The 14,354-nt window shown below is 60.2% G+C and carries 13 protein-coding genes; 10 read left to right on the forward strand and 3 right to left on the reverse strand.

The window, feature by feature from the left end; genetic code table 11:
* Positions 1-12: 12 nt before the first annotated feature.
* From ACM5SV_RS28870 to ACM5SV_RS28895, 6 genes are all read left to right on the forward strand, one after another.
* Positions 13-969 carry a choline ABC transporter substrate-binding protein gene (locus ACM5SV_RS28870; protein ID WP_221973106.1) on the forward strand — a complete coding sequence of 319 codons (957 nt, stop codon included), beginning with the start codon at positions 13-15 and terminating at the stop codon, positions 967-969.
* A 72-nt stretch (positions 970-1,041) separates the two neighbouring features.
* Positions 1,042-1,887, forward strand: a complete 846-nt coding sequence (gene choW / locus ACM5SV_RS28875) for a choline ABC transporter permease subunit (RefSeq protein ID WP_017994845.1) — start codon at positions 1,042-1,044, stop codon at positions 1,885-1,887.
* Positions 1,884-2,936 (forward strand): choline ABC transporter ATP-binding protein, encoded by a 1,053-nt coding sequence (gene choV, locus ACM5SV_RS28880; protein WP_113548248.1) that lies wholly within the window; start codon positions 1,884-1,886, stop codon positions 2,934-2,936. The genes choW and choV overlap by 4 nt, the downstream gene beginning before the upstream one ends.
* Positions 2,937-2,967: 31 nt before the next feature.
* Positions 2,968-3,717 carry a HugZ family protein gene (locus ACM5SV_RS28885; RefSeq protein WP_222014233.1) on the forward strand — a complete coding sequence of 250 codons (750 nt, stop codon included), beginning with the start codon at positions 2,968-2,970 and terminating at the stop codon, positions 3,715-3,717.
* Between the two features lie 115 nt (positions 3,718-3,832).
* Complete coding sequence (locus ACM5SV_RS28890) at positions 3,833-4,150, forward strand: ArsR/SmtB family transcription factor (protein WP_012758507.1); 318 nt, start codon at positions 3,833-3,835, stop codon at positions 4,148-4,150.
* A gap of 355 nt (positions 4,151-4,505) precedes the next feature.
* Entirely contained in the window at positions 4,506-5,831 is a 1,326-nt protein-coding gene (locus tag ACM5SV_RS28895) for an aspartate aminotransferase family protein (protein WP_012758508.1), read from the forward strand.
* Positions 5,832-6,017: 186 nt separating this feature from the next.
* Here the strand turns inward: ACM5SV_RS28895 and ACM5SV_RS28900 are convergent, their stop codons facing one another.
* Positions 6,018-6,932, reverse strand: coding sequence for an HD-GYP domain-containing protein (locus ACM5SV_RS28900; RefSeq protein WP_012758509.1), 915 nt, complete (start codon positions 6,930-6,932; stop codon positions 6,018-6,020).
* Positions 6,933-7,192: 260 nt separating this feature from the next.
* On the opposite strand from ACM5SV_RS28900, the gene ACM5SV_RS28905 reads away from it, so the two are divergent.
* Both ACM5SV_RS28905 and ACM5SV_RS28910 read left to right on the forward strand, forming a co-directional pair.
* Positions 7,193-7,426 carry a hypothetical protein gene (locus ACM5SV_RS28905; RefSeq protein ID WP_157628338.1) on the forward strand — a complete coding sequence of 78 codons (234 nt, stop codon included), beginning with the start codon at positions 7,193-7,195 and terminating at the stop codon, positions 7,424-7,426.
* Positions 7,423-8,526, forward strand: a complete 1,104-nt coding sequence (locus ACM5SV_RS28910; RefSeq protein WP_012758510.1) for a branched-chain amino acid ABC transporter substrate-binding protein — start codon at positions 7,423-7,425, stop codon at positions 8,524-8,526. The genes ACM5SV_RS28905 and ACM5SV_RS28910 overlap by 4 nt, the downstream gene beginning before the upstream one ends.
* A 72-nt stretch (positions 8,527-8,598) precedes the next feature.
* Here ACM5SV_RS28910 and ACM5SV_RS28915 read toward each other — a convergent pair whose 3' ends face one another.
* Positions 8,599-8,889 carry a hypothetical protein gene (locus ACM5SV_RS28915; protein WP_222014234.1) on the reverse strand — a complete coding sequence of 97 codons (291 nt, stop codon included), beginning with the start codon at positions 8,887-8,889 and terminating at the stop codon, positions 8,599-8,601.
* Between the two features lie 150 nt (positions 8,890-9,039).
* On the opposite strand from ACM5SV_RS28915, the gene ade reads away from it, so the two are divergent.
* The gene (ade, locus tag ACM5SV_RS28920; RefSeq protein ID WP_012758512.1) at positions 9,040-10,737 is read left to right on the forward strand and encodes an adenine deaminase; all 1,698 of its coding nucleotides are present in this window, start codon (positions 9,040-9,042) and stop codon (positions 10,735-10,737) included.
* Positions 10,738-10,799: 62 nt separating this feature from the next.
* On the opposite strand, the gene ACM5SV_RS28925 is transcribed toward ade, so the two are convergent.
* Positions 10,800-12,446, reverse strand: coding sequence for an alpha-glucosidase (locus ACM5SV_RS28925; protein ID WP_012758513.1), 1,647 nt, complete (start codon positions 12,444-12,446; stop codon positions 10,800-10,802).
* Between the two features lie 286 nt (positions 12,447-12,732).
* Between ACM5SV_RS28925 and ACM5SV_RS28930 the strand changes: the two genes are divergently transcribed.
* On the forward strand, positions 12,733-14,313 hold the full coding sequence (locus ACM5SV_RS28930) for a peptide ABC transporter substrate-binding protein (protein ID WP_011653015.1): 1,581 nt from the start codon (positions 12,733-12,735) through the stop codon (positions 14,311-14,313).
* The last annotated feature ends 41 nt before the right edge of the window (positions 14,314-14,354 follow it).

The following is a 14,354-nucleotide window of genomic DNA, read 5'->3' on the forward strand; positions in this document are numbered from 1 at the left end:
TGGGAGTCTAAAATGAAAACAACAAGCACGTTCAAACTCGTTACCGCAACTGCCGTCGCCGCCCTCTCCGTTGCGACCGCCGCCTTCGCCGCCGATCCCGGCAGCTGCTCCACCGTTCATTTCTCGGACGTCGGCTGGACGGATATCACCGCCACCACCGCCACCGCATCCATCGTCCTGAAGAGCATCGGCTATCAGACCGACGTCAAGGTTCTCTCCGTGCCGGTCACCTACACCTCGCTGAAGAACAAGGACATCGACGTCTTCCTCGGCAACTGGATGGAGACGCAGGAGAAGGACGTTCGTCCCTATCTCGACGACAAGTCGGTCGAATCCTTCGGCCCGAACCTGGTCGGCGCCAAGTACACGCTCGCCACCAACGCCAAGGGTGCGGAACTCGGCATCAAGGACTTCAAGGATATCGCCGCCCACAAGGACGATCTCGACGGCAAGATCTACGGCATCGAGCCCGGCAATGACGGCAACCGCCTCGTCATGGACATGATCGAGAAGAACGAGTTCGACTTGAAGGATATGGAAGTCGTCGAATCCTCCGAACAGGGCATGCTCGCCCAGGTCGCGCGTGCCGACAAGTCAGGCAAGCCCGTTGTTTTCCTCGGCTGGGAGCCCCACCCGATGAACACCAACTTCAAGCTGACCTACCTCACAGGCGGGGACAAAGTGTTCGGCCCCGACTTCGGCGGCGCCAAGGTCTTCACCAACGTGCGTGCCGGTTATCTCGACGAATGCCCGAATGTCGGCATGATGTTGAAGAACCTGAAATTCTCCCTCGACATGGAGAACCAGATCATGGGCAAGATCCTCAACGACGGCAAGGAGCCGGAGGCTGCAGCTTCCGAATGGCTGAAGGCGAACCCCGCAGCGCTCGAACCCTGGCTCGCGGGCGTCAAAACCCGCGACGGCAGCGGCGAGGCTCTCGCGGCCGCCAAAACCGGCCTCGGCCTCTGATAATACGAACGGGGCGGCTCGCCGCCCCGCTTCATTTTTGTCCGATTGTTGTTTTTCTGGATGGGCGCACCCTTGAATTGGATCACCGAATTTAAGATTCCCGTTGGCCCCTGGGCCAAATCCTTCGTGGACTGGCTGACCTCGAACGGCGAGTGGTTCTTCAACCAGATCGCCTTCCTGCTGTCGAGCGCTATAGATGGCCTGCTCTTCGTGCTGCAGAAGCCCCATCCGCTGATCGTCATCGCGGCCATTACCGCCATCGCCTTTTGGCTGCGCCGGTCGATCGCAGTCGCCGTCTTCACCTGTCTCGGGCTGCTGCTGATCGTCAACCAGGACTATTGGAAGGAAACGACGGAGACTCTCGCCCTCGTGCTCGCCGCCACCTTCGTCTGTATGGTGATCGGCATTCCGCTCGGCATTGCCGCCGCGCGCCGCCCTTGGGTCTATGCTGCCATGCGCCCGATACTCGATCTCATGCAGACCATACCAACATTCGTCTATCTGATCCCGGCGCTCATCCTGTTCGGCCTCGGCATGGTGCCGGGCCTGATCGCCACCGTCATCTTCGCGATCCCCGCCCCGATCCGGCTGACGCGCCTCGGTATCATCTCGACGCCGCCGTCCCTCGTCGAAGCCGCCGTCGCTTTTGGAGCGACGCCGATACAGGTCTTGCGCAAAATCGAGCTTCCCTTCGCCACGCCGCAGATCATGGCGGGTCTCACCCAGACCATCATGCTATCGCTGTCGATGGTCGTCATCGCCGCCCTTGTCGGCGCTCCCGGGCTTGGTGTGCCCGTCGTCCGTGCGCTGAACACCGTCAATATCGCCAAGGGCTTCGAGGCGGGCTTCTGCATCGTCATCCTGGCAATCATTCTCGACCGGATGTTCCGCACGGCGGGTGAAGGAGGCGCTGCATGACCGCGGTAAGCTTTAACAATGTCAGCATCGTCTTCGGCGATCGGCCGGAAACCGCGCTTGCCATGGTCGATCAGGGCAAATCGCGCGACGAAATCGGCGCCGCGACCGGCTTGGTGCTCGGCGTCGCCGATGCTTCGTTGACGATCGAGGAAGGCGAGATCCTGGTGCTGATGGGCCTTTCCGGCTCCGGCAAGTCGACGCTGCTGCGCGCCGTCAACGGGCTCGCTCCCGTGGTGCGTGGCGATGTCGCCGTCTCCACGACCACCGGCCCCGTCAACCCTTACAGATGCAATGCCAAGGCTCTGCGCGATCTGCGCACGCACACCGTCTCCATGGTGTTCCAGCAGTTCGCCCTTTTGCCTTGGCGCACCGTCGCCGACAATGTCGGCTTCGGCCTCGAACTCGCCGGCATGCCGGAAGCCGAACGCAAGCTCCGCGTCGGCGAGCAGCTTGAACTGGTCAACCTGACAAAATGGGCAGGCCGCAAGGTCAACGAGCTTTCGGGCGGCATGCAGCAGCGTGTCGGCCTTGCACGCGCCTTTGCCACCGGCGCCCCGATCCTGCTCATGGACGAGCCGTTCTCGGCGCTCGACCCATTGATCCGCACCCGTTTGCAGGACGAGCTCCTGGAGTTCCAGCGGCGGCTAAAGAAGACCATCCTCTTCGTCAGCCACGATCTCGACGAGGCCTTCCGCATCGGCAATCGCATCGCCATCATGGAGAGCGGCCGCATCATCCAGTGTGGGACGCCGCACGACATCGTCAAGAACCCCGCAGACCAGTATGTCGCCGACTTCGTGCAGAACCTCAATCCGATCAACATGCTGACGGCGGCCGACGTCATGCAGCCAGGCCTCGGTCAGACTGCCGCCGGCATGAGCGTCAGCGCCACGGCCCGCGCCGCGACCCCGCTCATCGATATCCTCGATGCCCTTGCCCGCCAGCCGGGCAGTATCGGCATCGTCGAAAACGGCGCGATCGTCGGCACCATCTCGGCTCAGGATATCGTTGCCGGCCTCACCCGCCATCGCCGCAAGGAGGAAGCTTGATGTTTTCCATCCGCTTTGTCACAAGGCGGATATGAAAGATCAGCCCTCGCCCTTACGCGAAACCGACGACGATGCCCGCAAGCTTGCCCGCGTGCTTCTGCGCTCCGCACGATACGCGGCGATTGCCGTTGTCGACCCAGAGACCGGCTTTCCCTTCGCCAGCCGCGTGCTCGTCGCCACCGATATCGACGGCACCCCCGTTATCCTGGTTTCGCAGCTGTCGGCCCATACCAGGGCGCTCGCCAGCGACCCGCGCGCCTCGCTCCTGACTGGCGAGCCCGGCAAGGGCGATCCCCTCGCCTATCCTCGTCTGACGACCCAGTGCAGAGCAGAATCCGTCGAGCGCAGCAATCCATGCTACGCGCGGATCCACATGCGTTTTCTCGCTCGCCACACTAAGGCGAAGCTTTATATCGACTTTCCTGATTTCCTATTCTTCCGTCTCAAGCCTGAGCAGGCCAGCCTCAATGGCGGCTTCGGCCGCGCCTACCAGCTGGATGGGAACGATCTCGTAATCCAGTCGGCCGCGAATGAGGCGATTGCCGTCGGGGCGGCAGAAGCAGTGCGAGATTTAGTAGAACGCCACCCCGACGTCGAGGAAAGCCTCGCTATCAGGCTAAAGGCGCCGGAATCCGGCTCTTGGCGCATTTGTGGTATCGATTCCTCAGGTTTCGACATGATTTCCGGCGATTTGCTGCTGCGATACGAGTTCGAAACCCTCGCTGTGGATACCGATCACATTTGTTCAAACATGTCTAAAATAGCATACTCGATACCTTAAATTTAGGTATATACAATCTTCGAGCCCAGTTGCTAGTTTTTGGTGTCAGTCAAAATCCCGGCTGGCGGCCTGCGCCAACACGCTTGATGTACGTTTTGCATTAGGAAGATAACATATGGAAACCTCTGATTTGGCCGACCACACGAGCGTGGCGGCAGCTTTATTGTCGGCCATGGCAAACCCGAAGAGATTGCTGATCCTGTGTAGCCTCGTGAAGGGCGAAGTGGCCGTCGGCGTGCTTGCGACTCAGGTCGGGCTCAGCCAGTCGGCTCTCTCTCAGCACCTGTCGAAACTGCGCGCTCAAAAGCTGGTCAAGACCCGCCGAGACGCACAAACCATTTATTATTCGAGCACCTCCGAGCCGGTCATGAAGATCCTGGCAACGCTCGAAGACATTTACCTCGTGCAGAACCGGAATAGATCCGCCGCCTGATGATAGCGCTGACATGAATGTCGGCCGATGCCGCGCTGCAAGGGGATGTTCCCGGAGGCTTGGCAACGATATTTCAGCACCTGAACCTTATGGCACGACCGGCAAATTTGCGATTTGCCGGTCGTGCCTTTGAAGGCCTGGCCTTTCTGCTCCTTTCGCCGCGGGGAAGGAATTGCAGCCCGACCGCGCTGAAGCGCTCGCCCCGTGATCGATCGAAGCAGCTTGAGCCTCCTGTCAGGGGAGCTTTCGGGACTTTTCCCGTTGACGCCTTGGGAAGCCCTGATAATTTGACCGGGCAGTAAAAATATGGGCGTAAAGCCCCCGGGAAAGGGCCGTCAGCGGCCAGGAGAACAGCATGTCCAATCGCCTCAACGCACCAAACGATCTTCGCGCCTTCTGGATGCCGTTTACGGCAAATCGCCAGTTCAAGAAGGAGCCGCGTTTGTTCGTCGGCGCCAAGGATATGTACTATACGACCCATGACGGCCGTCAGGTGCTGGACGGCACGGCTGGGCTTTGGTGCGTCAATGCCGGCCACTGCCGCCCGAAAATCACCGAGGCGATCCGCGAGCAGGCCGGCGAGCTCGATTACGCGCCGGCCTTCCAGCTCGGCCATCCCAAGGCCTTCGAACTGGCAAACCGCCTGGTCGACATCGCCCCGGAAGGCCTGAACCACGTTCTTTATACCAACTCCGGTTCCGAATCCGTCGAGACCGCGCTCAAGGTGGCGCTCGCCTATCATCGCGTGAAGGGCAATGGATCACGCTTCCGCCTGATCGGCCGCGAGCGCGGCTATCACGGCGTCAATTTCGGCGGCATTTCCGTAGGCGGCATCGTCACCAACCGCAAGATGTTCGGCACGCTTCTGACCGGCGTTGATCACATGCCGCACACCCACCAGCCCGGCAAGAACAACTTCACCCGCGGCGAGCCCGAGCATGGAGGCGACATCGCCACCGAACTCGAGCGCATCGTCACCTTGCATGACGCCTCCACCGTCGCCGCCGTCATCGTCGAACCGGTGGCGGGCTCCACCGGCGTCTTGATCCCGCCGAAGGGCTACCTGCAGAAGCTGCGCGAGATCTGCACCAAACACGGCATCCTTCTGATCTTCGACGAGGTCATCACCGGCTTCGGCCGCCTCGGCGCCCCCTTTGCCGCGCAATATTACGACGTCAAGCCTGACATGATCACCGCCGCCAAGGGACTGACCAACGGCGTCATTCCGATGGGCGCGGTCTTCGTCACCTCCGAGATACATGATGCCTTCATGAACGGCCCGGAGCACATGATCGAGTTCTTTCATGGCTACACTTATTCCGGCAACCCGATCGCCTCCGCCGCGGCCCTCGCCACGCTCGACACCTACAAGGAGGAGGGCCTGCTGACACGCGCCGCCGAGCTTTCCGACTATTGGGCCGACGCGCTGCATTCGCTCAAGGACTGCCCCAATGTCATCGACATCAGGAACACCGGCCTGATCGGCGCGATCGAACTCGACCCGATCGCCGGCGAGCCCACCAAGCGCGCCTTCACCGCTTTCCTGAAAGCCTATGAAAGCGGCCTGCTGATCCGCACCACCGGCGATATCATCGCACTCTCCCCGCCGCTGATCATCGAGAAGCACCACATCGACGAGCTCTTCGGCAAGCTGCGGGCCATCCTGCAGAACAACATTTGAGAAAGCTCTGAAGTCTTCAGGCATCATGGCCTGCGGCGGACCGCCTGCATAATTCCTCAAATCGGAACCGATTTAAGGAGAAAATTATGCGGCAATTCAAAGTGTTACAGCGTCCTTTTCGCGTCTGAAAAGACGCGCGGCGCTGTAAATCCATCCAGGCCCTTTTGTTGGGAAGACCGATAGGCCTCAGCTCACGGCGGCGACGGAAAGGCAGAGGGCGAATTTCTTCACCAGCCGGCGATCGAATTGCCCTTCGCTGCCAAGCATCCACTTCAGTGCTTGGCTCGCGCTCCATGGCGCCTTGTACGGCCGCACGGAGGTCACGGCGTCATAGACGTCGCAAATCGCAGCAAGACGGGCATGGAAGCTGACCTGCGTCTCGGAAAGCCTGCGAGGATAGCCCTTGCCGTCGATACGTTCATGATGGTTGAGGCATACGTCGAGTACGATCTCCGACATGCCTTCCTGGCGTGACAGGATTGCATGCCCCTTTTCGGGGTGATCGCGGATCATCTTGATCTCGTCCTCGTCAAGACGCCCTTCCTTGTTGAGTATCTCAAGCGGAATTTCGAGCTTGCCGACGTCGTGCAGCAATCCTGCTGTGCCGAGCGTCTGCACTGTAGCCTCGTCAAGTCCGAGATGACGGCCGAAAAGGATCATCAGCGCACTCACCGAAAGGGAATGCAGAAACGTCACTTCGTCCTTGGATTTCAGACGCGTAACGCTGAGAAAGACAGTGGGATTGTCATCCATCGACTTGGAGACTGAGGAAATCACCGGCGCCACCTGATCGACGCTGATCCCATCGCCATGCTGGAGCCGGCCGAAAACGCTTTCCAGTACCTGCACGGATTTCTGGATGGTCTCGCGTGCCGCCTGGGTGTCGATCTCGATATTGCCGCCTGGCAGGCCGTCAATGTCCAGGCCTCTGCTGGTGTTGATGATAACACCTTCAATACCGCTCTTGCGAAGTTTCAGGGCATCGGCTTCACGCCGCAGCAGAAATCTTCGCTTGGACAGAAAAGGATCCTGCCATGCACCCTCGATCGCCTCCACAAACATTCCGTTGCGCACCCGCCTGGCTTCGATACGCTTGAGCATCCAGATCTCAGTTCCCGAAATATCTCTCTGTTTATTATCGACCGCTCTTTTGCATCGCAGCAATATATGCACGAACAATGGTTCTACTCTAATTGGTAGAATCAAGTGTTAATCTCAAAACGGAATTCGAATATTCAGAAAGACGAGGACGTTCCCCGAAATTCAGCAGGTCTATCAGCGATCCGCGCTGATGCCAGGGGGTACCGCACCCTCTAGAAATCGGCAAACAGCGCCAGGATCGACGATTCCGGGACGATTTCATGCCGGATCGGCTCGATTTTCGTTTCATTTTGTTATCAACTTGCGGAATCTCACCAAAATTCCTAGAAATCTTGCCGTTGCGCCCATTTGAGCCAAATATGGCCGGAGGGCGCATCGATCGCGCCGATATCGATCGTCCTTGGCACGGCCTGGGGGCCGTTGAACGATCCGGAAAAGCCGGCGCGACGCTTCATCGCGGGTCGAATGACCCCATCCAAGGAGACAAATTATGACCCTCAAGACATTGACGGCGACCCTCGTCGCGTCACTCGCCTTTGCGCCGCTTGCCTATGCCGATATCACCATCGGCCTGATCGCGCCGCTGACCGGCCCGGTCGCCGCCTATGGCGACCAGGTGAAGAATGGTGCGCAGACCGCCGTCGACGAAATCAACAAGAAGGGCGGAATTCTCGGCGAGAAGGTCGTCCTCGAACTGGCCGACGATGCCGGCGAACCGAAACAGGGCGTTTCCGCCGCCAACAAGGTCGTCGGCGACGGCATCCGCTTCGTCGTCGGCCCGGTAACCTCGGGCGTCGCCATTCCCGTTTCGGACGTGCTTGCTGAAAACGGCGTGCTGATGGTTACCCCGACCGCGACGGCCCCCGACCTCACCAAGCGTGGTCTCACCAATGTGCTGCGCACCTGCGGCCGCGACGACCAGCAGGCCGAAGTCGCCGCCAAATATGTGCTGAAGAATTTCAAGGACAAGCGCGTCGCCATCGTCAACGACAAGGGCGCCTACGGCAAGGGCCTCGCAGATGCCTTCAAGGCGACGCTGAACGCCGGCGGCATCACCGAAGTCGTCAATGACGCGATCACGCCTGGCGACAAGGATTTCAGCGCGCTCACCACCCGCATCAAGTCCGAGAAGGTCGACGTGGTCTATTTCGGCGGCTACCATCCGGAGGGCGGGCTGCTCGCCCGCCAGCTGCATGACCTCGCCGCCAACGCGACGATCATCGGCGGCGACGGACTCTCCAACACCGAATTCTGGGCAATCGGCACGGATGCGGCAGGAGGCACGATCTTCACCAACGCTTCGGACGCCACCAAGAGCCCGGATTCCAAGGCCGCAGCCGGCGCGCTCGCCGCCAAGAACATCCCGGCCGAGGCCTTCACGCTGAACGCTTATGCCGCCGTCGAAGTGCTGAAGGCCGGCATCGAGAAGGCCGGCAGCGCCGAGGATGCGGAAGCCGTCGCGGCCGCGCTGAAGGGCGGCGAAGAAATCCCGACCGCCATCGGCAAGGTCACCTACGGCGAGACCGGCGACCTCACCTCGCAGAGCTTCTCGCTCTACAAGTGGGAAGCCGGCAAGATCGTCGCCGCCGAGTAATTGACGGATATAGAGAAACAGGATCGGGCGCCTCACGGCGCCCGATTTGTATTTTGAGAGATGGGCTGCCGGTCAATCCCGCGTCCTCTTATCCTCACGCAGATAGCTTTCCACTGTCGGGTGTTCGATAAGTACCATCGGTTGAACATACGTCCGATTGGGTGTTGGATTTGAAATCCGCGCGTAGAAACTGGCGACCACGACGCGCTTAAGATTTTCATTGGAAGCGACACTTCCGGTCGATTTTTTGAGAATGATCTGACTGACCTTCCCGTGCTTGTCGGTCGTGAGTACCGCAGAGTTGTTCACACAGCCGCTCAACAGAAAATCTGCTGCGCAGGCCGCCGAAATAATTGCTTTCATATCATGACCTTGAGTTGGAAAACGACATCTGTATTCTCGCTTCACTAGCACTGCTGCCACCGAGGCAAAAGCAGCGGGAAATACAATCCAAATGTTTCCAGCATCAGTTCGGCATCAGCGGCAGAAAAACAATCGAAGAGGTAGCAATCCATGACCACGAAGCTCGAACGTCTCATCGATCAGGGCGTTGGCCGTGTGCCGGCCGATATCGTGCTGAAGGGCGGCTGCTTCTTCGATCTCGTCACCGGCGAACTCGTCCAGTCGGACATTGCCATCGGCGCCGATCGCATCGTCGGCACCTCAGGCAATTATGAGGGCGAAACCGAGATCGACATCTCGGGCAGGATCGTCGTTCCAGGCTTCATCGATACGCATCTGCATATCGAATCTTCGCTGGTGACCCCGCATGAATTCGATCGCTGCGTTCTGCCCTATGGTGTCACCACCGCCATCTGCGATCCGCACGAAATCGCCAATGTGCTCGGAACCGCCGGCATCGAATTCTTTGTTGAATCCGCGCTGGAGACGATCATGGACATCCGCGTCCAGCTCTCTTCCTGCGTTCCGGCGACACATCTCGAAACCTCCGGCGCCGACCTGCCGATCGAAAGCCTCCTGCCCTACCGTGACCATCCGCAGGTCATCGGCCTTGCCGAATTCATGAATTTCCCCGGCGTCATCCACAAAGACCCCATCTGCATGGCCAAGCTCGAAGCCTTCCAGAGCGGCCATATCGACGGTCACGCGCCGCTGCTCTCGGGCAACGACCTCAACGGTTACCTCTCGGCCGGCATCCGCACCGAGCACGAATGCACGACCGCCGCCGAAGCGCTGGAAAAGATCCGCAAGGGCATGCACATTCTCGTGCGCGAAGGTTCGGTATCCAAGGATCTCGCTGCGCTGATACCCATTATCACCGAGCGGCTTTCACCCTTCCTCGCGCTTTGCACCGACGACCGCAATCCGCTCGATATCGCCGAACAGGGCCATCTTGATCATATGATCCGCACAGCGATCGCGAGCGGCGTCGAACCCCTGGCGATCTACCGCGCCGCCTCGATTTCGGCCGCCCGCGCCTTCGGTCTGAGGGACCGCGGCCTGGTCGCGCCCGGCTGGCGCGCCGATCTGGTGGTGCTCGACAGCCTGGAAAACTGCCGCGCCGACATGGTCTTTTCCGCCGGCCGCCGCGTCACCGATGCGCTCTTTTCCTCGCGCAGGCCGGTTGCCCCGATCGGCCTCGACAGCGTCAAGGCCCGTCCCGTCAACGCCGCCCATTTCGGCGTCCCGGTCGCCGAAGGCGAGACGCCTGTCATCGGCGTCATCCCGGGCAAGATCATCACCGAGCATCGCCGCTATCGCCTGCCCGTCAGGGGCAACGAGGCGACAGTCGATCTTGCGAATGATATCATCAAGGTCGCCGTCATCGAGCGCCACGGCAAGAACGGCAACCATGCCAACGGCTTCGTCCAGGGCTTCGGCCTGAAGAAGGGTGCGATCGCCTCGACCGTCGGCCATGACAGCCACAATATCTGCGTCGTCGGCGTCAACGAGGACGACATGGCGCGCGCCGCAAACCGCCTCGGCGAGATCAAGGGCGGCTTCGTTGTCGTCGAAGACGGCAAGGTCACCGGCGAAATCGCCCTGCCCATCGCCGGCTTGATGAGCCTCGAACCCTATGAGACGGTCCGCGATACGCTCCACCAACTGCGCAAAGCCGCCTTGGCGCTCGGCGCCACGCTGGAAGAACCCTTCCTCCAGCTCGCTTTCTTGCCGCTGCCGGTCATCCCGCACCTGAAAATATCCGACCGCGGCATGGTTGATGTCGACAAGTTCGCGCTCATCGGGTGACGCGATTGAAAAACGGCTGGCTCCGCGGCGGACAACCTCAACAGTCGCCTTTCAGTCGAGCGTCAAACCCGCGCACAAAACCCATCCAACGCCGCAAGCTTCACCAATCCCGCGTCAGCCACCGCCTCGAAGCCCGGCATCGCAAGCGGTTCCCCGAGCACGATGCCGTCAGGCAGGCGGAATTCCGCCGGTTTGCGCGTCAGGTTGAAAATGAAGAGCAGTTTTTCTCCGCCCTTTTCGCGGGTGAAGGCGAGCAGATCCTGGTTGGTGCCGATGAAGGTCATCTCGCCGTCGATCAGCGCCAGGTGGCTCCTCCGGAATGCGAGCGTCCTGCGGTAGTGATGCAGCACCGAGCTGTCGCTCGTCTCCTGCGTATCCACGGAAAGCGCTGCCTGCTCGTAAGGTACCGGCAGCCAGCTCTTCTCGGCCGACGTGAAGCCCGCATGCGCCTTGCCGGCTTCCCAGGGCATCGGCGTGCGGCATCCGTCGCGGCCCTTGAAGGCCGGCCAGAAGCGGATGCCGTAGGGATCGCGCAGATCCTCGAAGGCGAGCTCCGCCTCGGGCAGGCCGAGTTCCTCGCCTTGATAGAGGCAGATCGAGCCACGTAGTGCCGCAAGCACCGAGATCGCCAGCTTGGCGATGACAGGCCGCTCTTCCTCCGTCCGCGCAAAACGGCTGACATGGCGCATGACGTCGTGGTTGGAAAAAGCCCAGCAGACCCAGCCGTCCGTGACTGCTTTCTGGAAGGCCTCGACGCAGCCGCGAATATGCTCGGCGGTGAATTCCGGCCCCAGCAGATCAAATGTGTAGCACATGTGCAGCTTGTCGCCGCCACTCGTATAGGCGCCAACCGTCTTCAGCGAACGCGCCCCATCGCCGACTTCGCCGACGGTCGTGCGATCCTCGTACTGGTTGAGCAGCGCCCGGAAGCGTTTGAGGAAATCGACATTTTCCGGCTGCGTCTTGTCATAGAGGTGGTTCTGCATGCCGTAGGGATTGCTGTCGGGCGCATCGAGGCCTGCGTCATCCTCATCCGGCTCGTGCGGCGGATTGCTCCTGAGCAGCTTGTCGCAGAAATAATAGTTGACCGTATCCAGGCGGAAGCCGTCGACGCCGCGGTCGAGCCAGAACTTCACCGTCTCCAGCACCGCATCCTGCACGGCCTCGCTGTGGAAGTTGAGATCCGGCTGCGAGGTCAGGAAATTATGCTGGTAATATTGCCGGCGCACGCCATCCCATTCCCAGCCCGGCCCGCCGAAGATCGACAGCCAGTTGTTCGGCGCCGTGCCGTCAGGCTTCGGATCGGCCCAGACATACCAATCCGCCTTGGGATTGGTCCGGCTCGATCGGCTCTCGACGAACCAGGGATGCCGGTCGGAGGTGTGCGAGATCACCTGGTCGATAACAACCTTGATGCCGAGCTTGTGCGCCTCGGCCATCATCTCGTCGAAATCGGCGAGTGTCCCGAAGATCGGATCGACGTCGCAATAATCGGAAACGTCGTAGCCCATGTCGGCCATCGGCGACTTGAAGAAGGGCGAGAGCCAGATCGCGTCGACGCCGAGGCTGGCAATATGCGGCAGCCGGCGGGTAATTCCCCTGAGATCGCCGAGACCATCGCTGTTGGTGTCCTGAAACGAGCGCGGATAGACTTGATAGATCACCGCGCCGCGCCACCAGTCCGCACTCCCGCCTGCCTGCAATGCCATCGGCTACATCTCCTGCCTCGTTTGCGCTCGCCACACTAAAGCGGACGAAACAAAAGACAACCATGTGAAGCGGTTATGAAGGCGTTGCGAAACGCCGCGACGCATCGTCGCGATCCGACAAGGGGGAGACGTACATAGGCTTGTCCACAACCCGAATCCACCCTCCGGATTTGGGGTTGCAACGCAAAGCCTTTGCGATAATGTGCGCGCTGACCTGCACGTAAGAGGTCAAACACCGGGAACAAATGTCTAATAAAGGCGAAAAGCCTAGAAAGGTGGACCCACCATGAACCATTTCGCGAAAAAATTTCTCGCCTCTGCAATGCTTGGCACATTGCTGGCGTTTTCGGCCCACGCGGCCACGCTCAACATTCACAATGGTGGCGACCCGCAGTCGCTCGATCCGCAGAAGCTTTCCGGCGACTGGGAGAACCGCATCGCCGGCGACATTTTTGAAGGCCTCGTCACTGAGGACGCCAAGGATAATCCGATCCCCGGCCAGGCTGAAAGCTGGACAATTTCGCCTGACGGCAAGGTCTACACCTTCAAGCTTCGCGACGGCATCAAGTGGTCCGATGGCCAGCCGGTAACGGCAGGAGACTTCGTCTTCGCCTTCCAGCGCCTCGTCGACCCTAAGAACGCCGCCGACTACGCTTATCTCCAGTTCACCATCAAGAACGCGGAAAAGATCAACAAGGGTGAGATCACCGATCTCAACCAGCTCGGCGTCAAGGCGATCGACGACAAGACGCTCGAAATCACCCTCGAAAACTCCACCCCTTATTTCCTCAATGCCCTGATGCACTACACCGCCTATCCGCTGCCGAAGCATGTCGTCGAGGCGAAGGGGCAGGATTGGGTCAAGATCGGCAACATCGTCACCAACGGCCCCTACAAGCCCGTCGAATGGGTTCCGGGCTCGCATGTCACGACAGTCAAGAACGATCAGTGGTATGACACCAAAGACCTGAAGATCGACGGAGCGAAGTTCTTCGTGCTCGAAGACCAGGAAGCCGCGCTGAAACGCTACCGCGCCGGCGAATTCGACATCCTCACCGACTTCCCAACCGACCAATACGAGTGGATGAAGAAAAACCTGCCGGGCCAGGCGCATGTCGCCCCCTTCTCTGGCCTCTATTATTACGTCGTCAACTCGCAGAAACCGCCCTTCAGCGACAAGCGCGTCCGCCAGGCTCTCTCCATGGCGATCAACCGCGAGGTCATCGGCCCGCAGATCCTCGGCACCGGCGAACTGCCGGCCTATTCCTGGGTTCCGCCGGGCACGGCGAATTACGGCGAACCGGCCTATGTTAGCTGGAAGGACCTGCCCTACAGCGAGAAGGTCGCCGAAGCCAAGAAGCTCCTGACCGAAGCCGGTTTCGGCCCCGACAAGCCGCTTCACGCCGTGCTGAGCTACAACACCAACGACAACCACAAGCGCATCGCCGTCGCCATCGCATCCATGTGGAAGCCGCTTGGCGTCGATGTCGAACTCGTCAATGCCGAAACCAAAGTGCATTACGACCAGATGCAGCGTGGTCAAGTCGAAATCGGCCGCGCCGGCTGGCTCGCCGACTACAACGACCCTGATAATTTCCTGAACCTCCTGGTGACAGGCGTGCAGATGAACTACGGCCGCTGGTCGAATCCCGAGTACGACAAGATGATCAAGGAAGGCAACGCCGAGACGGATCTCACCAAGCGTGCCGCGATCTTCAAGAAGGCCGAACAGCTGGCGCTGGATGAATCCGCCGCCCTGCCGATCTACTACTATGTCTCGAAGAACGTCGTTTCGCCGAAGATCGAAGGCTTCGTCGACAACATCCAAGACATCCACCGCACCCGCTGGCTGTCGATGAAAGAGTAAGGGAAAACGGTCCTTTCCGCGCACTGCGGAAAGGACCGGCC

The organism is Rhizobium sp. CRRU65 (assembly GCF_048551595.1).
Taxonomy (GTDB): Bacteria; Pseudomonadota; Alphaproteobacteria; order Rhizobiales; family Rhizobiaceae; genus Rhizobium; species Rhizobium leguminosarum_J.

Excerpts from the sequence above, each read along its gene's own strand:
- ACM5SV_RS28870 (WP_221973106.1), top strand. The coding sequence starts at position 13 with ATGAAAACAACAAGCACGTTCAAACTCGTTACCGCAACTGCCGTCGCC.
- choV (WP_113548248.1), top strand. The coding sequence starts at position 1,884 with ATGACCGCGGTAAGCTTTAACAATGTCAGCATCGTCTTCGGCGATCGG.
- ACM5SV_RS28885 (WP_222014233.1), top strand. The coding sequence starts at position 2,968 with ATGAAAGATCAGCCCTCGCCCTTACGCGAAACCGACGACGATGCCCGC.
- ACM5SV_RS28890 (WP_012758507.1), top strand. The coding sequence starts at position 3,833 with ATGGAAACCTCTGATTTGGCCGACCACACGAGCGTGGCGGCAGCTTTA.
- ACM5SV_RS28895 (WP_012758508.1), top strand. The coding sequence starts at position 4,506 with ATGTCCAATCGCCTCAACGCACCAAACGATCTTCGCGCCTTCTGGATG.
- ACM5SV_RS28900 (WP_012758509.1), bottom strand. The coding sequence starts at position 6,932 with ATGCTCAAGCGTATCGAAGCCAGGCGGGTGCGCAACGGAATGTTTGTG.
- ACM5SV_RS28905 (WP_157628338.1), top strand. The coding sequence starts at position 7,193 with ATGCCGGATCGGCTCGATTTTCGTTTCATTTTGTTATCAACTTGCGGA.
- ACM5SV_RS28910 (WP_012758510.1), top strand. The coding sequence starts at position 7,423 with ATGACCCTCAAGACATTGACGGCGACCCTCGTCGCGTCACTCGCCTTT.
- ACM5SV_RS28915 (WP_222014234.1), bottom strand. The coding sequence starts at position 8,889 with ATGAAAGCAATTATTTCGGCGGCCTGCGCAGCAGATTTTCTGTTGAGC.
- ade (WP_012758512.1), top strand. The coding sequence starts at position 9,040 with ATGACCACGAAGCTCGAACGTCTCATCGATCAGGGCGTTGGCCGTGTG.
- ACM5SV_RS28925 (WP_012758513.1), bottom strand. The coding sequence starts at position 12,446 with ATGGCATTGCAGGCAGGCGGGAGTGCGGACTGGTGGCGCGGCGCGGTG.
- ACM5SV_RS28930 (WP_011653015.1), top strand. The coding sequence starts at position 12,733 with ATGAACCATTTCGCGAAAAAATTTCTCGCCTCTGCAATGCTTGGCACA.